This is a genomic window from Nostoc sp. LEGE 12447 (genome assembly GCF_015206985.1).
Lineage (GTDB): Bacteria > Cyanobacteriota > Cyanobacteriia > Cyanobacteriales > Nostocaceae > Nostoc.
Genome location: NZ_JADEXT010000004.1, coordinates 15,100 through 39,851, shown reverse-complemented (window position 1 = coordinate 39,851; position 24,752 = coordinate 15,100). Strand labels below are relative to the sequence as shown.

At 39.2% G+C, this 24,752-nt stretch carries 23 protein-coding genes and 1 pseudogene; 16 read left to right on the top strand and 8 right to left on the bottom strand.

All coding sequences use genetic code 11. The annotated features are described in order from the left end of the window. The first annotated feature begins 47 nt into the window (after positions 1-47). The 11 genes from IQ274_RS06975 to IQ274_RS06925 all read left to right on the top strand — a co-directional run bounded on the left by IQ274_RS06975 (position 48) and on the right by IQ274_RS06925 (position 18,370). A complete protein-coding gene (locus IQ274_RS06975; protein ID WP_194141799.1) occupies positions 48-1,064 on the top strand; it encodes a fatty acid desaturase in 1,017 nt (338 codons plus the stop codon). A 101-nt stretch (positions 1,065-1,165) separates the two neighbouring features. Then, positions 1,166-2,335 carry an aldo/keto reductase gene (locus tag IQ274_RS06970; RefSeq protein WP_194141798.1) on the top strand — a complete coding sequence of 390 codons (1,170 nt, stop codon included), beginning with the start codon at positions 1,166-1,168 and terminating at the stop codon, positions 2,333-2,335. Between the two features lie 19 nt (positions 2,336-2,354). Continuing rightward, positions 2,355-4,157, top strand: a complete 1,803-nt coding sequence (locus IQ274_RS06965; protein WP_194141797.1) for an ABC transporter substrate-binding protein — start codon at positions 2,355-2,357, stop codon at positions 4,155-4,157. A 16-nt stretch (positions 4,158-4,173) separates the two neighbouring features. Beyond that, entirely contained in the window at positions 4,174-5,109 is a 936-nt protein-coding gene (locus IQ274_RS06960) for an isopenicillin N synthase family dioxygenase (RefSeq protein WP_163931254.1), read from the top strand. Between the two features lie 21 nt (positions 5,110-5,130). After that, entirely contained in the window at positions 5,131-6,774 is a 1,644-nt protein-coding gene (locus IQ274_RS06955; protein WP_163931257.1) for a glycosyltransferase family 39 protein, read from the top strand. A 25-nt stretch (positions 6,775-6,799) separates the two neighbouring features. Beyond that, positions 6,800-7,294 carry a GtrA family protein gene (locus IQ274_RS06950; protein ID WP_163931260.1) on the top strand — a complete coding sequence of 165 codons (495 nt, stop codon included), beginning with the start codon at positions 6,800-6,802 and terminating at the stop codon, positions 7,292-7,294. A 9-nt stretch (positions 7,295-7,303) separates the two neighbouring features. Then, positions 7,304-8,413 (top strand): hypothetical protein, encoded by a 1,110-nt coding sequence (locus IQ274_RS06945; RefSeq protein ID WP_163931263.1) that lies wholly within the window; start codon positions 7,304-7,306, stop codon positions 8,411-8,413. A 185-nt stretch (positions 8,414-8,598) separates the two neighbouring features. Then, positions 8,599-9,930 carry an MBOAT family O-acyltransferase gene (locus IQ274_RS06940; protein WP_194141796.1) on the top strand — a complete coding sequence of 444 codons (1,332 nt, stop codon included), beginning with the start codon at positions 8,599-8,601 and terminating at the stop codon, positions 9,928-9,930. Between the two features lie 112 nt (positions 9,931-10,042). After that, positions 10,043-14,719 carry a non-ribosomal peptide synthetase gene (locus IQ274_RS06935; protein ID WP_194141795.1) on the top strand — a complete coding sequence of 1,559 codons (4,677 nt, stop codon included), beginning with the start codon at positions 10,043-10,045 and terminating at the stop codon, positions 14,717-14,719. A 35-nt stretch (positions 14,720-14,754) separates the two neighbouring features. Next, positions 14,755-16,125 (top strand): MFS transporter, encoded by a 1,371-nt coding sequence (locus IQ274_RS06930; RefSeq protein WP_194141794.1) that lies wholly within the window; start codon positions 14,755-14,757, stop codon positions 16,123-16,125. Positions 16,126-16,357: 232 nt separating this feature from the next. Further along, the gene (locus IQ274_RS06925; protein WP_194141793.1) at positions 16,358-18,370 is read left to right on the top strand and encodes an ABC transporter ATP-binding protein/permease; all 2,013 of its coding nucleotides are present in this window, start codon (positions 16,358-16,360) and stop codon (positions 18,368-18,370) included. A 214-nt stretch (positions 18,371-18,584) separates the two neighbouring features. Here IQ274_RS06925 and IQ274_RS06920 read toward each other — a convergent pair whose 3' ends face one another. From IQ274_RS06920 to IQ274_RS06900, 5 genes are all read right to left on the bottom strand, one after another. After that, positions 18,585-18,740: a hypothetical protein gene (locus tag IQ274_RS06920; protein WP_163932919.1), complete on the bottom strand. Its 156-nt coding sequence runs from the start codon at positions 18,738-18,740 to the stop codon at positions 18,585-18,587. Positions 18,741-18,818: 78 nt separating this feature from the next. Next, positions 18,819-19,007, bottom strand: a complete 189-nt coding sequence (locus tag IQ274_RS06915; RefSeq protein WP_163932916.1) for a hypothetical protein — start codon at positions 19,005-19,007, stop codon at positions 18,819-18,821. A 136-nt stretch (positions 19,008-19,143) separates the two neighbouring features. Then, positions 19,144-19,614 (bottom strand): DUF3592 domain-containing protein, encoded by a 471-nt coding sequence (locus tag IQ274_RS06910; protein ID WP_194141792.1) that lies wholly within the window; start codon positions 19,612-19,614, stop codon positions 19,144-19,146. A gap of 211 nt (positions 19,615-19,825) precedes the next feature. Continuing rightward, complete coding sequence (locus IQ274_RS06905; RefSeq protein WP_194141791.1) at positions 19,826-19,987, bottom strand: hypothetical protein; 162 nt, start codon at positions 19,985-19,987, stop codon at positions 19,826-19,828. A gap of 2 nt (positions 19,988-19,989) precedes the next feature. Then, positions 19,990-20,208, bottom strand: coding sequence for a pentapeptide repeat-containing protein (locus IQ274_RS06900; RefSeq protein ID WP_194141957.1), 219 nt, complete (start codon positions 20,206-20,208; stop codon positions 19,990-19,992). Positions 20,209-20,225: 17 nt separating this feature from the next. Between IQ274_RS06900 and IQ274_RS36350 the strand changes: the two genes are divergently transcribed. Then, positions 20,226-20,648, top strand: a complete 423-nt coding sequence (locus tag IQ274_RS36350) for a hypothetical protein (RefSeq protein ID WP_322745210.1) — start codon at positions 20,226-20,228, stop codon at positions 20,646-20,648. Then, positions 20,623-20,865, top strand: a complete 243-nt coding sequence (locus IQ274_RS37690; protein WP_322745209.1) for a hypothetical protein — start codon at positions 20,623-20,625, stop codon at positions 20,863-20,865. The genes IQ274_RS36350 and IQ274_RS37690 overlap by 26 nt, the downstream gene beginning before the upstream one ends. A gap of 122 nt (positions 20,866-20,987) precedes the next feature. Here the strand turns inward: IQ274_RS37690 and IQ274_RS06890 are convergent, their stop codons facing one another. From IQ274_RS06890 to IQ274_RS37955, 3 genes and pseudogenes are all read right to left on the bottom strand, one after another. Further along, positions 20,988-21,977, bottom strand: a complete 990-nt coding sequence (locus tag IQ274_RS06890; RefSeq protein WP_194141790.1) for a helix-turn-helix domain-containing protein — start codon at positions 21,975-21,977, stop codon at positions 20,988-20,990. A 42-nt stretch (positions 21,978-22,019) separates the two neighbouring features. Then, positions 22,020-22,340 (bottom strand): hypothetical protein, encoded by a 321-nt coding sequence (locus tag IQ274_RS06885; protein WP_194141789.1) that lies wholly within the window; start codon positions 22,338-22,340, stop codon positions 22,020-22,022. A 163-nt stretch (positions 22,341-22,503) separates the two neighbouring features. Next, positions 22,504-22,595, bottom strand: a pseudogene (locus tag IQ274_RS37955) (IS5/IS1182 family transposase); the annotation flags it as partial. Positions 22,596-22,782: 187 nt separating this feature from the next. Here IQ274_RS37955 and IQ274_RS06875 point away from each other — a divergent pair. The 3 genes from IQ274_RS06875 to IQ274_RS06865 all read left to right on the top strand — a co-directional run bounded on the left by IQ274_RS06875 (position 22,783) and on the right by IQ274_RS06865 (position 24,594). Then, positions 22,783-23,058, top strand: coding sequence for a hypothetical protein (locus IQ274_RS06875; RefSeq protein ID WP_163932904.1), 276 nt, complete (start codon positions 22,783-22,785; stop codon positions 23,056-23,058). 280 nt (positions 23,059-23,338) lie between these two features. Then, complete coding sequence (locus tag IQ274_RS06870) at positions 23,339-24,235, top strand: acyl-ACP desaturase (protein ID WP_163932901.1); 897 nt, start codon at positions 23,339-23,341, stop codon at positions 24,233-24,235. Next, positions 24,211-24,594, top strand: a complete 384-nt coding sequence (locus IQ274_RS06865; protein ID WP_194141788.1) for a holo-ACP synthase — start codon at positions 24,211-24,213, stop codon at positions 24,592-24,594. The genes IQ274_RS06870 and IQ274_RS06865 overlap by 25 nt, the downstream gene beginning before the upstream one ends. The last annotated feature ends 158 nt before the right edge of the window (positions 24,595-24,752 follow it).

The window sequence follows — 24,752 nt, the reverse complement described above, 5'->3', positions numbered from 1 at the left end:
TGATATCTCGTTTTTCAATTGTTATTGTCAACGTAGAGGTGAACAACATGGAAATTACAAAAAATAATCAAATAATTGAGAATGCCAGACCTAGTATTAGTGAAGTTACTCAAATATCTAACGAAGAACTTCGTATATTGCATGAGATTTCTACATTTAGACCGATTGTTCAAACAGTCGTTGTCATTAGTACATATTTAATCCTTGCAGCTATTGGTTTCTGGTTGAATAACTGGGCAGTGTGGTTATTAGTCTGGTTTGTTCAAGGATTTTTATTTGTCTGTTTTTTTGCGGCAATACATTATTGCTCTCACTATAGTTTGTATAAGTCAAAAAATGCTAACCGATTCATAGGGACTTTCTTATCATTAATATTATTGATGAACTTTTCATTTCACAAATATATTCATATTGGACATCATCGAGAAGCAAAAATCAAAGGTAACATTGTAGGAGATACCTCAGCATGGCAAACTTTTCCTAATATTAAGACCTATCTTCTAGCCTTGACATATTTTTATCCTCTCGCAGCATGGAAAAATTGGTGGATAGTGACCAAAGATTTATATTTAGAATCTTTTAAAACACATACACAAGAGGAATCAGCCTTACCAGCTAACTTTTATTTGAGCTATTTTAAAACACCGGAACAACGCCAATTTGTATTACAAAATAATTGGTTACTATTGGGCTGGTTTGTATTAATGGGAGGATTGACTGTAATTTTTCCTGTAATTTTATTCTTTGGTTACTGGATACCATTAATAACTTTTGCTTCTCCATTCGGTTTTATTTTCAGCATTACAGATCACTATGGCTGTAAGTTTGACTTAAATCACAACTTATGGAATGATACACGAACAATGATTTCTAATCCTATCATTAGGTTTTATTACTGGAATAATAATTACCATGTAGAGCATCATCTCTACCCAAGTATGCCACCGTGTAACTACTCTAAGATACATGAGTTAATTAAACATCAACTTGAGTATCTTGAAAAATCATACTTTATGTTCCATCTAAAAGTAATGCGAGGCTTGATTTCGGCAAAAAGTCAGTAGATATGTGCAAGCCTTTCAATTTGGAGATTTTTCGAGTAGCCAATTAATCGTTTGAAACGCCAATTTTCTTAATGAATCGCTCCAATCAAAACACATTTATAATGCAACATCGTAGATTTGGGCGTACAGAATTGCCAATGCCAGTGTTTTCCTGCGGTGGAATGCGCTATGTCTATACTGAGTATGAGGAACTGACTCAAGAAAAAATTCCCGATAAAAATCAGCAGAATCTAGAAGCCACCATTCGCCGTTCTTTAGAAGTTGGCATCAATCACATCGAAACTGCTCGAATGTATGGAACTTCTGAGATGCAATTAGGAGCGATTTTACCTAAGTTACCCAGAGAAAAAATCATTGTCCAGACTAAGGTTAATCCTACATCTGACTCTGAAGACTTCCGCCATTTATGTGAGAAATCTTTGGCTTTATTAAAGTTAGATTACATTGATTTATTAACACTGCATGGTATTAATTATTACCAACAACTTGAAGATAGCATTCGTCCCAATGGTTGTCTTGATGTAGCGCGGGAATTGCAAGCTCAGGGTAAGGTAAAGTTTATTGGCTTTTCTACCCACGCTCCGACAGACTTAATTATCAAAACTATTGAAACCAATCAATTTGATTATGTAAATCTCCACTGGTACTACATTAATCAATTCAATTGGCCAGCCATTGAAGCCGCCAAACATTATGACATGGGTGTATTTATCATTAGCCCATCAGACAAAGGTGGTATGCTCTATAAGCCTCCACAAAAGTTATCAGACTTGTGCCATCCACTGAGTCCGATGATGTTTAACGATCTCTTTTGTTTGAGCCATCTTCAAGTACATACTCTCAGCTTGGGCGCATCTAAGCCATCAGATTTTGACGAACACTTAAAGGTTATAGAACTTTTAGAGCAAGCGGATGAAATTTTACCGCCAATTTTAAACCGTTTAGAAAAAGCAGCGATCGCCACATTAGGACAAGACTGGTATCGCACTTGGCACACTGGTTTACCCAGCTATAAAGAAACCCCTGGTGAGATTAATATTCCAGTTATTTTATGGTTGCGAAATTTAGCGATCGCTTTTGATATGTTTGAATATGCCACAAGGCGTTACAACCACTTAAATAATGCCGATCCTTGGTTTCCTGGTCTGACAGCAGAACGAGTTAGACAATTTGACCTGGGCGATTGTCTGCGTCATAGTCCCCATGCGGATAAAATACCAGCTTTATTAGAAGATGCCCATAGGTTGTTATCTCAACCTAGTCAAGAATAAATTGCGGAGTGGTTTCACGATGTCATATTATAAGTTATTAAAAAATAATAAAAAATATACTTTAATTCGTCATCGTTGGCTAGTAATTTTACTGTCTTTGATAACTGCGATCGCAATAATTATCTATCATCAAACTAACTTAAAAATCAAAGCAACACCAATATCTCAAATTATTGTCTCTTTCCCAATTGAACCCACAACTTTTAATCCAGCTTTAATCGTAGAATCAGCTTATACTTTAAACTATACTTATGAGGGGCTAGTTAAAGAAAATGGACAGGGAGAAATTGAACCTAGTCTAGCCGAATCTTGGGAAACTTCTCCAGATAAAAAACAAGTAATTTATACCCTCAGAAAAGGCCTAAAATGGTCAGATGGAAAGCCACTAACTGCTGAAGATGTGGTTTTTACCTACAATGAAATTTATACTAATCCAGCCATTCCTACTTATGCTAAAGACTTCTTCATAATTGGCAAGAATCGTACTTTTCCTACTGTGCGGAAACTGGATGATTTGCGAGTTGAATTTAGATTACCTGAACCATTTGCCCCATTTATCCGGGCTACAAAACTGGAAATTTTACCAGCCCATATTTTCCGAGAAAGCGTCAAAATAAAAGACCAGGAAGGCAGACCTAAATTTATGTCTACTTGGGGGATTGATACTCCACCAGAAAATATTATTGTCAACGGACCTTACACAATAGAATCTTATACTCCGAGCCAGCGAATAATTTTCCGTAAAAATCCTTATTACTGGCGTAAAGATGCTCAAGGCAATTCGCAACCTTATATCGATCGTGTAATTGGGGAAATTATTCCTAATCAAGATACTTCTTTAATCCAATTCCGTTCTGGAGGATTGGATTACATAAACGTTAATACCAATTATTTCTCATTATTAAAACATGAAGAAGGCAAAGGACAGTTTACTATCTATAATGGCGGTCTTTTTATAGGATCAACTGCTATTACTTTTAATCTCAATAAAGGTAGTAAAAATGGTCAACCACTGGTCAACCCCATCAAGTCTCGTTGGTTTAATACAGTGGCATTTAGACAAGCAATTGCCTATGGAATTAATCGCCAACAAATACTCAACAATATCTATAGGGGATTGGGTAAACTGCAAAATTCGCCGATTGCTGTACAGAGCAAGTATTATTTACCCGTCCAAGCAGGTTTAAAGGTTTATGAATACAATCTTCAAAAAGCAAAAGAATTACTGTTGAAAGCAGGATTTAAATACAACAACCAAGGTCAGTTATTAGATGAGCAAGGAAATATTGTCCGCTTTAGCCTAACGACGAATGCTAACAATAATATATTGCAGGCAATGGGAGTTCTTATCAAACAAAATTTGAGTAACCTTGGCATAGCTGTTGATTTCAATCCTGTTGCTACTAGCATTTTCATCAACAAACTAACTCAAACTTTCGATTGGGAGTGTCAAGTGCTTGATGTTGCTGTCGGTCAAGAACCAAATGATTGGGCTAATGTTTGGTTGCCTGAAGCTGGTTGGCACTTTTTTAATCAAGAATCCCAAGCAGGACAAACGCCGATAATAGGGCGACAGGTTGCAGATTGGGAACGAAAAATTGGTAATTTATACATTCAGGCAGCCTCTGAGGTGGATGAATCAAATCGTAAAGCTATCTATGTAGAAACTCAACAAATTACTCAGGAGTATCTACCATTTATTTATCTAGTGAACCCTTTATCAATGGTGGCAGTACGAAATCGTATCCAAGGTATTGAACACTCTGCCCTACTAGGAACATTTTGGAACTCTTACGACCTGAAACTGACTGATATTAACTAAAGAGGATATCGTTTGTATGCAAATTCCTATCATTGATTTCAATCCTTTTCTTATAGGTGACTCAACCGCAAAAGAAGCTGTTGCCACACAAATTTCTCTTGCTATTCATGAGGTCGGATGTTTCTACCTCAAAAATTATGGTATTCCTCAGACTCTAATCGCTCAAGTCTTTTCACAAACCGAGTCCTTTTTTGCACTCTCTGAGCAAGAAAAAGAACAAGTATCTTTCTTTCCAGACCGGAATCTTCGCGGATATCATAATTTTAAAAAGAGTGAAGATAAACATAACGCAAATGAGCTAATGACTGAAGGATTTCATTTTGGGAAAGAAATTACTCCCGATGAAATTGGTGCGATTGAAGATCCTTTTTTTGAACCGAATAAATGGCCTAAAAATCCGACTCAGTTTCATGAAGTGATGATGGAATTTTTCACGGGTTGCCACGAAAGCGCCCTGAAAGTATTCCAAGCTTTGGCTATTTCCCTGAGAATTCCAGAAGATTACTTTACAAATTTATATTCAGAGCAGAATCACGGCATAGTTTTACATCACTACCCATCTATATATCAGCCTCCAGAACTAGGAAAAGTTTATCTGGCAGAACATACCGACATCGGAACGCTGACATTTTTATTTCAAGATTCTGAAGGGTTAGAAGTATATACAAATGCTGGGGAATGGGTTGTAGCGCCCTTCATTCCTGATGCAATTATAGTATTGGTTGCAGATTTAATGCAGCGATGGACGAACGATAAATTTTGCGCCACACGTCATCGAGTTATAGTTCCAACTCAATCTCACAGTGCTAAACAAAGGTATTCATGTGCCTTTTTTACAGCGCCTAATTACGATGCTCCAATTAACTCTATTAAGACTTGCTTAGATATAGATGAAGTGCCTAAGTATCCACCAATTCTTGCACAGGAATATTTCAAACAGCCAAAAGGATAGCTACTAATTTAGATTCAATAAATGGACAAACTACAATTGCTAGCAAAATCAAATCCTCCAACTTGGTTAAAAATTCTGGTAATTAGCCTGATTGGGTTAGGTATTTTCTTTCGCTTTACCCATTTAGGACAAAAAGTGTATTGGTACGATGAAATTGCTACATCGCTGGCAATATCTGGTCATACGCTAGCTGAGGTTAAACAAGAGGTTTTTAGCAATTGGGGCAATAATCCAGGCATAATTCCTGCCATCACTTTAGACAAATATCAACACATTAACTCAGATCGAACTGTGGCTGATACAGTGCGCTATTTAATAACTTCAGACCCGCAACATCCACCTTTGTATTATGTGATGGTGAGATTATGGGCGCAAGTTTTTGGGGATTTGCCGGCGGGAGTTAGGAGTTTATCGGCAGTGATTAGTCTGTTGGTATTTCCTAGTGTGTATTGGCTGTGTTTAGAGTTGTTTGAGTCATCACTTGTGGGGTGGGTAGCAATGGCTGTGATGGGGGTTTCTCCCTTGCAGGTTTTCTTTGCCCAAGATGCACGAGAATACGGTTTATGGATGGTGACGATTCTTGTATCAAGTGCTGCTTTATTACGAGCCATTCGCCGAGGAAGTTACTTGAGTTGGGCTGTGTATGCTCTCGCCCTAGCTTTAGGATTGTACACCCATTTATTGACAGTAATGGTTGCGATCGCTCATGGCATTTATATACTTATTAGCCAACGGTTTCGCTTTAACAAAACTCTGCGTAATTATCTGCTGAGTTCCATCGCCGCTTGCTTAATGTTTTTACCCTGGCTTATTGTACTCATTACCCAGGTTCATACAGCCACGAATCTCTTGTCATGGATCACATTTAAAACAGATAGTCCTTTTGACCTGATTGGGATTTGGCTTAGTCGAATTAGCCGTATATTTTTTGACTTTAATTTGGCTTCTGATGATGCTTGGGTCAATAACTTAACTTCTGAAAGTCCTTTATTCTATAGTATTCCTACGATAATATTTAGCTTATTTTTAATTATTTATATTATTATTTTTTTGACCAAATATTTATCAACTAATACTAGTCTATTTATTGCTTTGTTAGGGGGATTTCCGGGATTAACGTTCCTTTTTTATGATCTAGCTTTTGGGGGAATTCGCTCTATTCATTTTCGTTATCAGATACCGTTATACCTCAGCATTCAAATTGCTGTAGTGTATATTTTAGCTTTTCATCTTTTCTTGGCGAACAACTGGCAGAAAAACCTTTGGCAATTCATTCTGGTGGGATTACTCGTCTTTGGGCTAGTTTCTGATGTCAGATTTTTTCAGTCTGAAACTTGGTGGCCACAAATAGGTGGTAAGAATTTACTAGCAATGAGTAAACGTATTAACCAATCTAATAATAATGTTCTATTAGTAAGTAATAAAAATGATTATAACTTGGGAGTCATCCTCACATTAAGTCATAGTTTAGAACCAAAAATTTCCTTACTTCCCATACAAAATAACCAATTACCAATAATGCCTCAAGATTATAAATCTATTTTCTTTGTTGACGACCTAGAAAATAGTTTAGCTCATCAACTCCAGCAAGATAAAACTAACTCACTTAAATTAGTCTACCCACTTGAAGGATTTTGGCAACTCGACAAAAATCAGAAAATATAAAAAAAATTAAAAAAGTAGAAGTTGAATGAAGCAATATCTTGACTATTTTAATATTAGTTATCTGAGAGGTAAAGTCCACTTTTATCTCCATTCGGCACTTTTTAGTCGATTTATCCGCTTTGCTGTAGTCGGTTTTAGTGGAGTATTTGTAGACTTGGGAGCATTCTATTGCTTTCATAGCTCGTTATGTTTGGCGTTAACTCCGAGTGCAATGCTTTCCACAGAAATAGCGATTATTAATAATTTTCTTTGGAATGATTTATGGACATTTGGTGATGTGTCTTTTCAGCAAAAAAACAGTCAAAAGCTGCAACGCTTTTTCAAGTTTAATCTCATTTGTTTAATTGGGCTGATTTTCAATAGCCTAATTGTAAATTTGCTATTTTATCAATTTCAAGTGAATGAATACATAGCTAAATTAGTAGCGATCGCTTGTGTGACACTTTGGAATTTCTGGCTCAACCTGAAGATGAACTGGCAATTAACAAAGACAGAAGTAGATGTAGTTGTAGATATCTAAGTAAAAATCATGTTAAGACCACTAGTTATGTTTGGTTATAGTTTAATTTTTATAATTACTATAATTTTTTCTTCTGGATTCTTGAATGTAGCTTTACCCTATTACAAGACTATCCAAAACCTTGGTGAAATCAGTGTTAAATGGCAATATTTGACTGAACACAAAGATGATTATGACGCTATTTTTTTGGGGCCAAGTACTACCTACTTTGGTGTGATCCCGAAATTGTTTGATAAATACATGACGACAGAGGGTAAAAGTGTAAAATCTTTCAACTTTGGTATTGCAGGTGCAAATGTATCAGAACTAGATTTTTATTTACAAAAAATTCTGGCTTTAGAACCAGCAAACTTAAAGTGGATATTTCTCGACTGTTCAGTTGACCTATTTACAAACATTGGTTCTACTTCCGCTCAAGAGATATACTGGCATACTCCTCGGAAAACTATAGAAAATTTTCAATTAATACTGGAATCATCAATTGATAGTTGGCAAGTAAAAGCTCCATATATTTACGCAAATTTTCAAAGCTTTATCTACCGATGGCTAGGAATTGGTCAGCTTTCCACTTTCTGGCAGGAAAGAATATTAAATTTAGATTTATCAAATGCAGATCCATTAGCAAAAGTATCTGAAGATAGACTCCTACAAGAATCTGGATACTACGCGATAGATTGGCAAAAAAAAGCTGAGAAATGGAAGACTATATTCCGAACAAATGGTTTGGATACTTATCAAAAAAATCTCAAAAATGAACAAATAAAATTAGCCACTTTAAATTCAGAAAGCGCATTTAACAATCCATCTATAATATATGGAGCGAAAATGGTGAAAAATATTGCTTCCCGAATTGAACAACAGCAAGTTAACAATAAGAAAATTGAAGCTGTCTTTTTTATTCCGCCACTCCTAGAGACTGATTCCAACCCATCTGCTATTTACAAAGCATATCAATCAGGATATATCGATACCCTGTTTGCTTTTAATAATCCCAATAAGTTTAGTAATTTATATGAGGTGGATCGCAGAATTGATAGCGCCCATCTCAATTACCAAGGCGCTCAAGAATTTACACTTTTATTAGCATCAAAATTTGCTCAATACTTAAATAATTTATGATATTTACGGAATTTCGGTTTCTATTTTTCTTCCTGGTTGTTTTTTGCATCTATTGGGCTTTGCAGGAACACAATCATCGTAAATTCTGGCTGTTAATCTGTAGTTATATCTTCTATAGTGCATGGGATTGGCGCTTTCTTTTTTTGCTCTTGCTATCGACAGTCATTGATTACTTCGTCGGTTTAATGCTATCTAGACCGCAGGTTAATGATTCGCAAATACAAGAAATTACCAGCACGGAGGTAGTACAAAAAAAAGAAACTACAAGTTTTTGGAATTGGGATGCTTTACTGAACAAGCCACAAAATCAGCAACAACGTCAAGCGTGGTTGCTACTTAGTTTAGTAGCAAATATCGGAATATTAGGATTTTTTAAATACTATAATTTTTTCACTGATTCTGCTGCCAATTTATTAACTTTTTTAGGTTTACCTCTAAGTCTTAAAACCCTTAATATTATTTTGCCAGCAGGCATTAGTTTTTACACCTTTCAAACTCTGAGTTATTCCCTGGATATCTATCTAGGTAAACTCAAACCTGTGAGAAATTTTTGGGATTTTTCTCTATTTGTGACTTTTTTCCCGCAACTGGTTGCAGGGCCTATTGTGCGGGCATCTACTTTTTTACCGCAACTGCTAACCCCGAAAAATTTAGGCGAGGTTGATTTTAGGGGATGTTTAATACTTTTTTTTGTAGGGTATTTTAAGAAAGCGTGTGTTTCGGATAATCTCTCTCCTTTAGTAGAACAGTATTTCACGAATCCAGAAAATTATACTTTCTTGAGTTGTTGGATTGCTGTTATTGCTTTTGTCATACAAGTATACTGCGACTTTTCTGGTTATTCTGATATGGCGATCGCTTCAGCCGGGTTACTTGGATACAAACTACCTCTAAACTTTAATTTTCCCTACTTTGCCAGTAATATAACTGATTTGTGGCAACGTTGGCACATTACTCTCTACAGTTGGTTACGAGATTATATCTATGTTCCTTTAATGAGAAGGCGACCAAAAGCCGAACGTACAGAACTGTTTAAATACAGAAATCTTCTCATTTTGATGCTTTTATCAGGACTCTGGCACGGCGCTGCTTGGCATTTTGTAATTTGGGGTGGATTAAATGGCATCGCCTTAGTTATTCAAAAACAATGGTCAGATTGGGTGGCTCCCTATAAGGCATTTCTACCTTTAAGAAAGATACTAGGTATGCCCATTACATTTTACTGGTTTTGTGCCTTTGCCATCTTCTTTAGAAGTAACGATCTCAGCAGTGCAATAAAAATAGAGAAATCTTTTTTATTCTTGACTTCTCTTGGTTCTCAAAATCTCAATCTCCAAATTGCATGGATTTTTATACCTTTAATTATGCTCCACTGGGCAGCTTATAAGGGTTGGTTTGCTGATTGGTGGCGTAAAATTCCTAGTTGGAGTTTTGCTGTTTTCTTTGGGGTGTTGGTTTCAGCAATATTTCGACTGACAGCCATTAATCCTCAACCTTTTGTGTATTTTCAGTTTTAGTAGTGTTTGATTATTCTTTTAACGTAGACGCAGAGCGGCTTGCCGCAGGCTACCACAGAGGCATAGAGAACACAGAGGAAGAGGGAAGAGAGTAGTTTAGTAATTACGAATTATGACCAAGCTGGAAATAATTAAAAATAAGAATATTGAATCTATTTACCCTCTTTCTCCTATGCAGCAGGGTATGCTTTTCCATACTCTGTATGAGCCTGAATCTGGGGTGTATCTTGAGCAGTTCTGTTTAACGCTCTCTGGAAATATTGATATTGCGGTGCTTCAGCAAGCCTGTTTGCGAGTAGTGAAGCGTCACCCAGTTCTGCGTACTCTTGTGGTTTGGGAAAAGCAAGAAAAGCCTCTCCAGGTAGTATGTAAGGATGTGGAGTTGCCTTGGCAAAATTATGATTGGCGTTCGTTATCTTTAGAAGAACAACAAGAGCAGTTAGAAGTTTTTTTAGAAGCAGATCGAGTCCAAGGTTTTGTTCTTGACAAAGCTCCACTTATGCGATTTAGCTTAATTCAAATCGCTGATGATATTTACGAATTTGTCTGGAGTTTTCATCACCTGCTAATTGATGGCTGGAGTTGGCCAATTCTCTGCAAAGAAGTTTTTGCATTTTATAATGCCTTACTTAAAGACAAATATTTATATTTAAATACTCCCCGCCCTTATCGAGATTACATAAACTGGTTACAGCAACAAGATTTAAGAGCAGCAGAAGCTTTTTGGCGACAACAACTTCAAGGCTTTACTAATCCTACCCGTTTGCAACTAAATCGGGATGAGGCGCAGGTTTTACCACAGCCAAAAACTTACCACGAGCAGCAGTGCTGTTTATCGGCAACTATAACTGCTGCTTTACAGTACCAGGCACAGCAGTATCATTTGACACTTTCAACTTTCGTGCAAGCAGCTTGGGCAATTTTACTCAGTCGTTACACTGATGAGTCTGAGGTAGTATTTGGCGCAACTGTGTCCGGTCGTCCTCTCACTCTATCGGGGGTGGAATCGATGGTGGGACTATTCATTAATACTCTACCAGTTAGGGTGAAAATCCCAACAGCAAAGCCTTTATGGCAATGGCTGAGGAAATTGCAGACTCAACAGGTGGAGCGATCGCAGTATTCTTGGTGTCCGTTAGTAGAAATTCAGGCTATTAGTGAAATTTCCCAAGAATTACCCCTGTTTGAAAGCATTGTGGTGTTTGAGAACTACCCACACGATACGTTTTTATCAAATCTAGGTAGCAGCATCCAGATTACTAAACGGCGAGTCATTGAACAAACCAATTATCCGCTCACAGTCATCACTGTACCAGGACAAGAATTATCCCTACGCATTCTTTATGATGGTAGCTGCTTTGATGCTGAAACGATTAACCGAATGATCGGGCATCTTGTGACTTTGTTAGAGGGTATGAGCGCTAACGTCGAGCGGACAGTAGCAGAGATATCCATGCTAACTGCCACTGAGCAACACCAAATCTTAGTATGGAATGATACCCAAAAAGATTATCCTCACAAATGTATCGCTCAGTTGTTTGAAGAGCAGGTAGAACGGACACCGGATGCAGTAGCAGTGTCATTCCAATCCCAACAACTGACTTACCAGCAGTTAAATTGTCAGACTAACAAGTTAGCGCACCATCTCCAAAAACTTGGGGTAAAACCAGAAGTGCGGGTAGGGATTTGCGTTGAGCGTTCTTTATCGATGGTAGTAGGATTGTTGGCAATCCTCAAAGCTGGTGGTGCTTACGTACCTTTAGATCCGCGATCGCCCCAAGAACGCTTGAGTTATATATTTAGTGATTCTCAAGCGTCGGTATTGCTGACAGATTCACCAATTACTTTATCTGGGCAACCATTGACAGTAGTTTGCTTAGATACATCGGATTTCTGCCAAAACAGTCAGGGAAATCCTGTTAGTGGAGTGATACCAGAGAGCTTGGCTTATGTCATGTATACTTCTGGTTCTACAGGCAAACCCAAAGGTGTAGCTATGAGTCACCGTTCTCTGGTGAACCTTTTATATTGGCAAATGGACGAAAGTGCTTTAAGTTGTGCCAAAACTTTGCAATTTGCTTCCATCAGTTTCGATGTCTCTTTTCAAGAAATCTTCTCTACCTGGTGTAACGGCGGAACCTTAGTTTTGATCGCCGCAGAAATACAGAAAGATGGGTTCGCATTATTACAGTTAATTGCCGAAGAAAAGGTAGAAAGACTATTTTTGCCCTTTGTGGCCCTTCAGCAATTAGCCCATGCTGCCTCTATTGCTCAATCCTATCCTGCATCTTTGCGTCAGATTATGACAGCAGGAGAACAGTTACATATTACTCCTGTTTTAGTCAACTTTTTTAAGGAGCTTTCTGGTTGTACGCTACAAAATCAGTATGGCCCAACGGAGAGCCATGTAGTAACAAGTTTTACTTTAAAAGATGTGGCAAGCAGTTGGTCGCTACTTCCGCCCATTGGTCGGGCGATCGCAAATACGCAAATCTACATCCTTGATAGCCATCTGCAACCATTACCAATTGGAGTTCCTGGAGAACTGTATATCGGCGGTGTTGCGATCTCCAGAAGTTATATTAATTCCCCGGAATTGACTGCTGAGAAATTCATTCCTAACCCGTTTGCGAAAGACGGGAATCGTTTGTATAAGACAGGCGATCGCGTTCGATATTTACCTGATGGCAATATCGAATTTCTCGGTCGAATTGACAATCAAGTGAAGGTACGGGGTTTTCGCATTGAACTGGGAGAAATTGAAACCGTACTCGCCGCACACCCCCAGATAAAAGAAGCAGTAGTTATCCCCAGAGAAGATCAACCAGGGAACAAGCGCCTAGTCGCCTACATTGTCCCCAAACAACACTTAGACACCAGCGAACTGCTTTGTTACCTCAAACAAAAGCTACCCGAATATATGCTACCTTCTGCTTTTGTAAAGTTGCTGGATGTACCTCTAACCCCCAGTGGTAAAATAGAGCGCCGTGCTTTACCAGCACCTTTGAGTCGGGAAACACGTAACATCTCTACAGACTTTATTCCACCCCGTACTGCAACTGAAGAAGTTTTGACAGCAATCTGGAGTGATGTTTTAGGACTAGAAAAAGTTGGTATCCACGACAACTTCTTTGCATTAGGAGGGCATTCTTTATCAGCAATGCAAGTCATTGCTCGGTTGCGAGAAACCTTCAAAGTGGAGTTACCCATAAGCTGCCTGTTTGATTACCCGACAATAGTCGAGTTAGATCGGCAAATTTCAGAATACCGCCAAAAAGAGGCAGGGGAGCAGGGGAGCAGGGGAGCAGGGGAGCAGGAGAGAAATAATCATTCTTTCTCATTCTCCTGTGCCCCTGTGCCCTCTTGTAAAAATGACTTGACCCCATTTCTCAAACCAGTACCTCGAAACACAAAAGAGTTGCCAATCTCTTTGACTCAGCTTGAGTTTTGGATATTAGCTCAATTGCATCCCGGCATTCCCGTCTATAATATTCCACTGGCTTATCGCTTGACGGGTTTACTCAACGTCACTGCTCTAGCACAAAGCCTTGTTGAAATTGTCCGTCGTCACGAAACTTTGCGAACTACTTTTGCGATCGCTTCCAGCGGGGCGCAGCCCATCGCTAATAGGCAAGTGGTTCAGAAAATTGCTCAACAGCCTATATTGCCATTTTCGGCGATAGATTTGCGAAAACTTTCTCAATCTAAAACTGAGCGAAAAGCTCTGGCTCAAAGATTGGTAACTGAGGAAAAAAACCAGCCTTTTGATCTAGAACAAGAGCCTTTATTACGCGTCAAGCTGCTGCGGCTCTCTGATGCCGAGCATTTACTAATAATAACTATCCATCATCTGGTTTGTGATGGTTGCTCTGTGGGTGTGTTTTTACAGGAGCTAACAAAATTATACGAAGCATTTTGTCATGGTCAGCCCTCACCGCTTCCCGATTTACCCATCCAATATGCTGACTTTGCCAATTGGCAACAGCAGTGGGTTTCTCGTCCTGCTTTCGTGTCTGACCTTAACTACTGGAAGCAGCAACTAAGTAATAGCACACTTTTACTACAGTTACCTACGGTTCGTCCGCGCTTACCAGTACGAACTTTCCAAGGTGCAAGTCAAACTTTCATCATCCCTAAAAGCCTAACAAATGCTCTTAAACATTTGAGCCAACAACACAATGTAACTCTATTTGTGACTCTGCTAACAGCCTTCAAAATAGTGCTATTTTATTACACCGGACAGTCAGATATTATTGTCGGCACTCCCTTTGCCAATCGCCAGCAAGTGGAAACTAAAGAACTTATTGGATGCTTCATTAACACATTGCCAATACGTACATATCTGGGTGGCGATCCAAGTCTGAGAGAGTTGCTGTATCAGGTGCGTGGATGTTTTTTGGCAGCTTGCGATCGACAACAAATTCCCTTCGTTAAGTTAGTAGAAGCACTACAGCCAAAACGAGATCCAGGCCATTCTTTGCTCTATCAAGTGATGTTTAACTTCTTGCCTCCAACAGATTTAAAACTGACAAATTTGGCTGTTCATCCCTGGTCAATTGAAAGTCAAACAGCAGAGTTCGATTGGGATATTTATCTCCAACAAACAACATTAGGAAGCATTGAAGGGAAATGGTGCTACAAAATCGATTTATTTGATGCTTCTACTATTAGCCGTGCGGTAACTCAGTTTCTAGTGTTGCTTGAGCTGCTAATTACTAATCCCGAATGCCGTCTGACTGACTTTTCCTTACTATTTCAGCAGCATAATTCTCAATGCCGTGCAATTTAGGTACACATAACAAGTAATTATACGACGTACAGATTATGGAAAAAACAAGACTGACTGTTTTACAGGAAATGTGGCTATTTATCATTGTTTGGGTAGGACAGTTGATTGCCTTGATTGGTTCGAGTACCACTGCCTTTGCCTTAGATATCTGGGTTTACGATCGCACCGGATCAGTTACCCAGTTTGCTTTAGTTTCTCTGTTCAATACTCTACCGCTAATCTTAATTTCCCCGATCGCTGGGCCTCTGGTAGATAAGTGGGATCGCCGAAAGACAATGATTATCGCTGATGTCTTGGCGTGTTTGGGAACAATTGCGATCGGCGTTTTATTTGTCATCGGTCGGTTAGAAGTCTGGCACATTTACCTAGCCAATACCTTCACTGCTGTTTTCATGGCTTTTCATACACCTGCTTATACAGCATCAACAGTCTTACTAGTGCCGAAACAGCACCTTAATCGTGCCAACGGACTAATGAGTCTGATGTTTGGTATTTCCCTAATCATTGCACCAACTCTCGGAGGTGTTTTACTAACCATTGTCCATTTGCAAGGGATTATTTTGTTTCACGTAACGGCTGTATTTATTGCTTTTGTTTCCCTGATGCTGGTTCGGTTCCCGGAAGTTAACACAAGTGCTGTTGCAACTGCAAAAAGTTCATTCCTGAGTGAAGCAACTTACGGATTGACATATTTGATCGCTCGACCAGGACTGCTGGGATTAGTGTTATTCTCAGCCTCCAGCTTTTATATTGTGGGAGGTATTAATGTCATCACTATTCCGCTAGTCTTAAATTTCGTTTCAGTCAGCTTTTTGGGAACTATTCTTTCACTATTTGGCATTGCTATAGTAGCAGGTGGCTTGCTCGTCAGCATCTGGGGAGGGCTAGAACGCAACATATATGCCATATACGGGTGTATGCTTTTGAGTGGCGTATTTATTTTCGTCGCTGGTTTGCAAGCCTCTCTTGTCGTCTTCACTGTTGGTATCTTCTTATTTTTCCTAACACAACCGATCGTTTCCAGTTCTACGCAAGCTGTGATGCAAAATAAAGTAGAACCTAGTGTGCAAGGTAGAGTTTTTGCAATCAAAGGAGCGATTGAAGCAGCCGCTTTCCCTTTAGGCTATATCACCATTGGGCCTTTAGCCGAGAAGGTTTTTGAACCATTAATGGCTACTAACGGTTCTTTAGCAGGAAGCATCGGACAAATCATCGGTGTGGGGTCAGGTCGTGGGATGGGATTTCTACTGATGATTATGGGAGTCTTGACCATTTTAGAAACCTCTATTGCCTACTTGTACCCTCGCTTACGGTTTGTGGAAGATGAACTGCCTAATGTTAATGCAGTTGCAATAGCTGCTGATACAGCTTCTAGTAAGAATGACGCAGTTTCTTTGATATCCTAAATTTGGCGTTGCATAGCGGTGGTTGATTAAAAACTCTACTAATTTGCAATTATTATTATTTTATTTTCGGAATTTTCGATTTTTGAAAATTGGTAATTGTTAACTTAGTCTATAAATCGGAAAATTTTTGTATCTAGATTCAACATTTCTACTCTACATTAAATCCTGTGTTTGTTCCTCGGTTAGTATTTTTGTATTTCAATCAAAAAAGATGTTCAGCTTATTTTAGAATATGCAAACAAAAGTTTCTCGCGGTCAATCCTTAAAGAATGATCCTTCTCCTCCGGCTTCTAATAATTTTTGGGAGAATGTAAGAGCGATCGTTCAGCCTTACTGGTATCCAACAGATTCCGGGGAAAGAGTATTTCCAGACGTGATTCGAATATGGGGGATGCTGATTCTCCTGATTTTATTAATAATCGCGCTAGTGGGCGTAACTGCCTTTAATAGCTTCGTTACTCGCTATATAACCGATGTCATTGAAGAGAAAGATTATCCTAACTTTATTAATACAATAGTAGTTTTCGCCGCTGCTCTTGTCTGCATAACACTCTTAAACGGATTTTCTAAACTTGTCAGAAAAAAAATCGCTCTTGATTGGTATAAATGGTTAAATAATCACACATTATCAAAATATTTGAGCAATCGTGCTTATTATAAAATCAACTTTAGATCCGATGTTGATAACCCAGATCAACGAATATCGCAAGAAATCGAACCCATTACCAGTAATGCTTTGAGTTTTTCAGCTACTTTCCTAGAAAAAGTGCTGGAAATGATTACTTTTTTAGTAATTCTTTGGTCAATTTCCCAATTTATTGCAATTGTTTTGATTGTTTATACAATCGTAGGCAACTTGATTGCTATTTACTTAGGTCAACAATTAAATAAAATTAATCAAGAAGAATTAGAACTGAAAGCAGAATACAGTTATTCTCTGACTCATATTCGTAATCACGCTGAATCGATAGCTTTTTTTCAGGGAGAAAAGCAAGAATCTAATATAATTCAACGAAGATTTATTAATCTCCTGAAAAATGTCGAACGCAAGATTAATTGGGAGAACAATCAAGAACTTTTTGACGGAGCATATAAGTCTGCTATCCAAATATTCCCATATCTGGTACTAGCACCTTTATATATGAGTGGTCAAGCTGATTTCGGAGAAGTTGTCCAAGCCAGTGTAGCTTGTAATCAGTTTGCCTCGGCTATGGCAACATTAATTAGAGAATTTGGGACTTCTGGACGATTTTCCAGTTATGTTGAGCGTTTATCTGAGTTTTCAGATGCGTTAGAAGCAGTTACCAAACAACCAGATAATGTCAGTACTATTAAAACAATAGAAGAAAATCGTTTAGCTTTCGAGAATGTCACCTTACAAACGCCAAACTATGAACAGGTGATCGTTGAAAATTTGTCACTTTCTGTTCAACCAGGAGAAGGCTTATTGATTGTTGGGCCGAGTGGACGAGGTAAAAGTTCTCTGTTGAGAGCGATCGCTGGTTTGTGGAATGCGGGAACTGGCCGTTTGGTACGACCTCCCCTAAAAGAAGTATTATTCTTACCCCAACGGCCTTATATCATTTTAGGGACTTTGCGCGAACAGTTACTTTATCCTAATACGAATCGTCAAATGACCGACGCAGAACTCAAAGACGTTTTGCAACAAGTAAACTTGCAAAACTTACTAAGTCGAGTTGAAGGCTTTGACACTGAAGTTCCTTGGGAAAATATATTATCGATAGGAGAACAACAACGTCTTGCTTTCGCACGATTGTTAGTTACTCATCCGAGCTTTACTATATTGGATGAAGCAACAAGTGCTTTAGATTTGAAAAATGAAGGAAGTTTATATCAACAGTTACAATCAACGAAAACAACATTTATTAGTGTTGGGCACCGTGAAAGCCTGTTTGATTACCATCAATGGGTTTTAGAACTTGCACAAGATTCCAGTTGGCAACTTGTAACTGTCCAGGATTATCGAAATCAAAAAGCAAGTGTAACTAAATTTCCGTCAAATACTCAAATCAAAATAAATGATTCGCCTGAAGATAAAGCGCAAAATGAGTCAGAAATCAGCACAGGCGAAAAACTTACTCATAAGGCAATGAATGAATTAACATACTATTCACTTAGCACTATTAGAAGCAAGGCAAGCAAAGGAGAATTTATCACTACTAAGGATGGCATTATTTATCGCTATGATAAAGATCCCAATGTTTTGAAATGGGTTTTAGTCTGACAACATTCAAACTACCCAACCAAAGGGTGAGAATGCTGAGACAACCTAAACTCAGGAAAGCAAAGTTTCAGCCAATATCCAAAAGCGGGAACAGCCAACCGCAAACATCAACTCAGGAGCAATAGTTTTTATTAGTAAATAAGGTGCGTTTCCACTACCCTAGTTGCACGATTGCATTGTGGCATTTGTCCTCAATTGGCGGTCTTTCAATATATTATATAGTTGTGTCTGCCGCTAGTCCAGAGTTCTCAGCCACTTGCAACTGTTGTTCAATTGCATCCAACTTTTCGCCAAGTTCCCTCAACGTAAGCTCCTCTGCCTGAAATTGCTGTTCGTATTGAAACTTGTGGGATAGGTCTGTCTCTATCACCTATGCATTTCTTATCCTGTCAACTCTATGCCTTTGCAGTGTGTAGGCTTTTTCGAGTGAGTCTCTTTCGGAGAGCGATCACTGGCGTTGATTCTGTGATTGGACTGAATTACCTGATACCGCCATCTGCTTCCCAAGGTGAATGTTGTAGATGTCGCTGCCAATTTGCCCAGCATTCACTGTGCGAGCGTTAATCAACCCGCCGCCAAACTGTGAATTGCGTAAGTCGTTCTTGGAGACTTGCTTTGGGTCTTCTGAGTCGGGCATTGGTCTGTTTAGGCAGATTTAAGCGTTGTTGTTATGAACATTACCACCTATCTAGTTTGTCTTGACAGGGTTGGTATCTAATATGCAATCTGAAAGCTGTCAGTTAGCTAGATTGTGATTACCGTGTTGTGCAACATCAACTATGGTCAGCTTGCCCACCTGAAGACCATTGTATAGGCAACACCTTAGCAAGACTAGAGACTATAACTAAGCCACCCATCCCAAACATTCCCACAGAAACCAAGCCTTCAAGCGGATTCACTACAAGCGCAGTAGTTTCTGGTTGTTTGGGGTGATAACGGACAACCACTTTGTTGCCATTACTGGAGCGGTAGGATTCATAATTACCTGTAAAACGAATCCGCTCATTTTTAGCTACAAACTCAATAACTGGTGCATAGGTTTCTATGAGCTTATCCTTACTATCGCGCTCACGACGACTGATGCTGTCCACTACCATCCCCTGTGTTTCTATCAGTGTTGCACGCTCGTGTGCGATTTTATTGCTTACCCAAAAACCACTAGCAATGAACACCAATCCAATTACCAGTCCTATAATTGCACTTAATTTATCGTCAAAAGTACTTTGGTGAGGTTTGAAATGCATGGACTTGACAATAGCACAATAATTAACTAATTACACTCTACTTCAGTATCATACAGTTTAGAGGTATGGAGCTTCCTGTTGATCCATTCTTACAACTTATTATATTTTTCTCTCCATTTATTCCAAGTTTTTACACCTTTCTTTAGTATTGCCAAATGCTCCTCATTTGCCATCACCAGCTAAATCCTCTACTTCATCTGTAGCAACGGAACTATTCAACATCCTGCCATCCTTTTAAAGTTGCCAAAAGTATATTGACAAGAGGATGATCTACTAGTTTCTTTAATGCCTCTGTTCCACCGGCTTTCAACGCCCCAATTACCCGCGCTTTCAAAGTGGGATTACTATCGATTTGCTTGAGCGCTTCTGTCACCGCTATCTGTTAACTAAGACCAACACTCTGATCATATCTTTCTTGGTAGTACGCAAAGATATGGTGTCAATAGTGAAGTAGGGTAAAAATAATCCTGCTAATGTTGCGAACAGCAACGCAGTACTGAATAAAGCAATTAATCCACGCCACATCAATCCTGTTTTTGCATGACTGAAGTTTGTTCTTGTGAGATTAGCACCTGTAAAATCTGCTCCTCGGATATCTGCGCCGCTAAAGTTTGCCCGTTACGATCGCGTCCCAAGAAAAACCCTTCCCTACTGCTGCCGATTTTGCTAAAGCAGTACAACTTGTCGCACCAACAACTAAACGCACCACAAAAAGCGAAAACCCTAAAACGCAATTGTGTAATTCTGTCACTGTTTCATCACAATTGCACCCCCGCTATGGTGAATCGGGAGTGATTGAGGCAGACGCACCAAATAACTATCAGCAGATTGTCACCTTCAGCGATGGTGAGAGGCTGCTGGTAAACAATAGTGATTTGGCTGATTTAAATGCCGCAATTGTGTCCGAATCAAGTGAACGGACTTACCCAAAAGAGTACACCGAAGCGATCGCAGCACTCAAAAAACAGCATAAACAGGAACTAGAGCGACTTTCTCAGGAATTGAGAATTGGTTTGCAAAGAAGCAGGTGCTAAAGCTGAAGCCCAGGTACAAGAGCAAATCCAATCCTTGCAAAACCTGTACAAGCAACAGAAAGAGCAAAACATCCAGTTACAGCAACTGCTGGATGAAATGGAATCACTACGGCAGTTGGAAACTGAGAATCAACAGCTTAGGCAGCGCATTCAGGATTTGGAACACGCTGTAGAGCAACGTCCTTCGCAACAGTGGGGAAATACCATGACCGTATAGGCGGCTGAAAAGGCCTATATCAGTGCTTTGTACGGCATTGTAGACATTCAGAAGATACCGTTTAACAGTTAAAATTGGCGGCATAGCCCACACGAGAGCCGTTATCAGGCACGTGCAGTTCGTTAATATAATCCTTCTGGTGGGGAAATATCAGATCCGACAGCCACACCAGTGTTAGTAGATTTAATCCCTGGTTTAACAGTAGGGGATTGTTGTTTTAACGATTGTAAAACAGAAGAAGAGTTATCTTGCTCATTTGATATATTGGTATTTGCTTGTTGCTGGGACATCAAAGTTAATCCTCCCATTGCACCAGCAAGAAGAACTGTATAACCTACATATAAATGCGTCGGACGAATTTCCAATCCCATTCCTTTTTTAGATTTATCCGAAAAAGGCTGAGTTACTGGTATAGCTGCTAGGAATGGCAAAGAGGCAGCTAAAGCAACACCATTAAGTCCTAAAGCATCTCCATAACGTCGTATAAATCCACGTACAAAAATGTCATCTGATAATTCTTTCCAGTTGCCGTTTTCTAATGCCTCTATCAGCTCCGTTCGGATATGAGTGGAAAGCTGGATGTGGTGCAAAGAAAGGCCTTTGGACTGACGGGTCTTTTGGAGTTGTTGCCCGATTTGACGTAGGCACACCATGCGTTGTTGAGCTGCAAGTTCAGCTTGTTCAGCAAGTTCTGCTTGAGAAATTCTCTGATGATTCAGCAATTGTAGTGGTTTTTTCCACAGCGAATTTTCTGCTGTATTTTTAGAGGTTTCCTCTCGGAGAGTGCAATGCTCCTGCTGTATCTCTGGTGAAGAATTGACTGTTTCTGTGGCTGGCTTGTTATCTGTAACTGTTTCAACTTTTTGAGATTGTTGGGCAAATTGTTGAAATGCTAACCCGATTGCTTCTCTACCTACGGCTTTTAATAAATCTTGAGCCTGATCTGTTTGTTCACCTATTAACTTCTGTACAATCGCTAAAGCACGTCGATAAACTCCGCTACGATGCAGTTTTACTTCTATTTCTCCTAAAAGCGATCGCAACTCATCTTGAGAAATTTCAATATTCGGATTGTCCAGAATTTGCAAATAATATACAGGAGTAGTAACCATTGTGAAAGCCTTTTAGATGAACTCAATCAAAGAAAGTTACAATCATATTTTCACTATTTTTCCTAACTTCAACTTTGTTTTCCGGATGTTAATTGTATAATTTAAATTTTTTAATTGCTCATCAGCACTGAAATAAGGCAGTAATAACCGTAGTGATGGTTGTAAAAATGATACTAATGTCTTTTGGAGAAAAAACCTTGAGTGCGTACCAAGAGTAAGTTCTAGAAGTGCTGCAACGCAATACTGATTGTTTTTATCAGGTACAAGATATGAGTTGGCGGCTGGTGCTTTAATTGTGGCGGCAAGTTGGGGAGAAGTTTCTGCTGTAACTATTGACCCAATCGTTATAACTGTTTGAGTCAATACTCTGCCACCTGAATCCTTACGTAGTGAAAGAAATAGTCCCAACAGCTGGTGAGATACAAACCCCGCTTTTCAAAACGACTGCATCGGTCTGAGTTTCAAGCCCCGTTTCAATGCTGTCTTCTCTACACCCTACGCTCTAACCCCCATACCCTTCTTTGTGACCATGCTTTAAACAGATAACCTGACCACTTTTTGACGGACTACTACTTGCGTTTTTAACGTATGTTCTCCTTGTTTACCGCTAAAAAACTTCATCAGGACACATAGCAACTCATCTTTAGTATAAATACGCAGCTAAAACTTTATTAATTGTGCTAATTTAAGCTTACTGTATGTAATCGATAGCATATAAACGTCAAATTCTCTGTTAATGTTAAGTAAAACTTGTAACTAACAGCATCTAACTTACTGTAATACCGCAACAAAGGAGTTTCAAATCTTGAAAGACTATATCTGTGAGATTTTTGCCCAAAATGTTGGTTTATCTATTGCAGAAATTTTTGAAAATGACTTGACGCTATCGGCGATTATTGCCCGTTCCGATCACCTACATAACAGCATCGATCTGATGGAGATTTTCGCCAAAACTGCGAATATGCTGAAAAAGCAGTATGGAGTCCAAATACGTTTGCCAGCTTTCTCTCTTGATACCCCTATTTCAGATGTATTAGAAGCATTTCTAAATGAAGCTGATAAAGTTAATACTTTGACCTAAAAATAATAAATTTTAAATCTCAAAACTTTTGCAGAATAAAGTCTAGAGAATAAAGGGTATTGGCAAAAATTTTCATTTTTAGTTTTACAACCAGCTTTTTAACCCACGTTCGCCCTTGGCGTTACCGTACTCCTTCTCCTAACGGAGAAGCAAGCTACGCGTCAGCGTCTTGAAGAGAATGGTAGATGGGTTTTGTTTATGTAGCTGCGACTTCCAGTTAGTCACCAAGGCTTTTCAAATAACCTCTAAAACTTAAAAATTAAATTCAAATATCTTCACTATGGTAAATACAATTTCTCGATCTGATATTGTCAGCAGCTTATATGCAATTGTTGCCGAGCAACGAAGCTCTTTAGTTGATTTAATATGGGAACAACACCATTTCCATGAAAAGCGCCGATGGAGTGCAGTGGAAATGATTGGTGCGATTAACCTGGAGGCTGTGAGTAAATTTGACAAAGCTAATCTCTGGAATGCTGGACGTGCAGAATTGACTACTAAGCCAGGAGCCGATCGCTTGGCTAGATTAGCTGATGCTGAGTGTCGTCGTTGGCAAGATGGTAATCCAGTTTTAGCAAGCATTATGCAAGCTTGTAGTACTTGGAGCCGTTACTGGAATGAGGAAGAAAGCTTTCACGAAACCACACTTAATCGCTTATCGACTCTACTCAGTCTAGAACCTGTCAGTGACGAGACTGTCATTGAGTTTCGGAAGATTTTTCCCGACGATGACATGCTCAGAACACTAGTATTATTAGCGATTTCAGAGATTACAGCCACGGTTAACTACTCTTGGTGTGCAAGTATTGCTCAAGACCCTGGATTGAAAAAGCTATTTAAGCAAATTGCTGCTGATGAATCGCAGCATCTGACATACTTCATAAGTTTTGCCAAAGCTTTAGTTGATAGTGAAGAGTACTCACCCAAAGGCGCATTTGCTGTTGCACACTTGTTTGTGCGAGAAGGGGGCGAACTTTATGGTAGTAACCGCCAACATCTTGAGCAGCGGGATTCTCACGTCAACTGGTGGGATTCGATCAAGTATGAGATGGTTCTGCCAGACAATATTGAGCGCAAACAAAATCTGATATTTTCTGCTCTCAGACAAATTACAGGAATTCAGGTAAACTCTGCTGCTGAAGTTGAGCAGACATGGCTGGATCTGGTGGGATGTTAATTGGACTGGGGCACGATATTCAACTGATTGCAGAACTAACAAAAGTTGAAGCTTTGAAACTTCCAGGCATTTTCTTTACAAACACTGAGTGCCTTTACTTCAGCCAAAGTAAAAACCCTCTCCAAAGTATGGCAGGTACTTTTTCAGCTAAAGAAGCCTTGTTTAAGGCTTTAGCAATGACCCCTAATTTCTACTGGACAGATGTAGAAGTGCGACATAATTCCTGTTACGCACCTTACTTTGAATTTTACGGCTCACTGGCAGAGCATTTTCAGGTTCAAGGTTGGACTGTTCACCTTTCCATATCTCACAGTGGGGATTATGTGTCTACTGTTGTGGCTATCTCTCCCCAGTCATGATTGCAGCGACTTGGGACTTGGCAGTAGAAAGGTGCAAATAAACAGAAGTGTGTAATAAAAAGTAAAGTTAACTAAAACCCTCTTTCCCTTCGGGTTCGTTACTTTGCCAGACGCTCGAAGACTCGCTAACGCTGCGCTAACGACGCAAAGCGCCAAGA

What these genes read in the sequence shown, in the direction of transcription:
- IQ274_RS06975 (WP_194141799.1), top strand. Translation starts at nt 48, where the DNA reads ATGGAAATTACAAAAAATAATCAAATAATTGAGAATGCCAGACCTAGT.
- IQ274_RS06970 (WP_194141798.1), top strand. Translation starts at nt 1,166, where the DNA reads ATGCAACATCGTAGATTTGGGCGTACAGAATTGCCAATGCCAGTGTTT.
- IQ274_RS06965 (WP_194141797.1), top strand. Translation starts at nt 2,355, where the DNA reads ATGTCATATTATAAGTTATTAAAAAATAATAAAAAATATACTTTAATT.
- IQ274_RS06960 (WP_163931254.1), top strand. Translation starts at nt 4,174, where the DNA reads ATGCAAATTCCTATCATTGATTTCAATCCTTTTCTTATAGGTGACTCA.
- IQ274_RS06955 (WP_163931257.1), top strand. Translation starts at nt 5,131, where the DNA reads ATGGACAAACTACAATTGCTAGCAAAATCAAATCCTCCAACTTGGTTA.
- IQ274_RS06950 (WP_163931260.1), top strand. Translation starts at nt 6,800, where the DNA reads ATGAAGCAATATCTTGACTATTTTAATATTAGTTATCTGAGAGGTAAA.
- IQ274_RS06945 (WP_163931263.1), top strand. Translation starts at nt 7,304, where the DNA reads ATGTTAAGACCACTAGTTATGTTTGGTTATAGTTTAATTTTTATAATT.
- IQ274_RS06940 (WP_194141796.1), top strand. Translation starts at nt 8,599, where the DNA reads ATGCTATCTAGACCGCAGGTTAATGATTCGCAAATACAAGAAATTACC.
- IQ274_RS06935 (WP_194141795.1), top strand. Translation starts at nt 10,043, where the DNA reads ATGACCAAGCTGGAAATAATTAAAAATAAGAATATTGAATCTATTTAC.
- IQ274_RS06930 (WP_194141794.1), top strand. Translation starts at nt 14,755, where the DNA reads ATGGAAAAAACAAGACTGACTGTTTTACAGGAAATGTGGCTATTTATC.
- IQ274_RS06925 (WP_194141793.1), top strand. Translation starts at nt 16,358, where the DNA reads ATGCAAACAAAAGTTTCTCGCGGTCAATCCTTAAAGAATGATCCTTCT.
- IQ274_RS06915 (WP_163932916.1), bottom strand. Translation starts at nt 19,007, where the DNA reads ATGCCCGACTCAGAAGACCCAAAGCAAGTCTCCAAGAACGACTTACGC.
- IQ274_RS06910 (WP_194141792.1), bottom strand. Translation starts at nt 19,614, where the DNA reads ATGCATTTCAAACCTCACCAAAGTACTTTTGACGATAAATTAAGTGCA.
- IQ274_RS06890 (WP_194141790.1), bottom strand. Translation starts at nt 21,977, where the DNA reads ATGGTTACTACTCCTGTATATTATTTGCAAATTCTGGACAATCCGAAT.
- IQ274_RS06870 (WP_163932901.1), top strand. Translation starts at nt 23,339, where the DNA reads ATGGTAAATACAATTTCTCGATCTGATATTGTCAGCAGCTTATATGCA.
- IQ274_RS06865 (WP_194141788.1), top strand. Translation starts at nt 24,211, where the DNA reads ATGGCTGGATCTGGTGGGATGTTAATTGGACTGGGGCACGATATTCAA.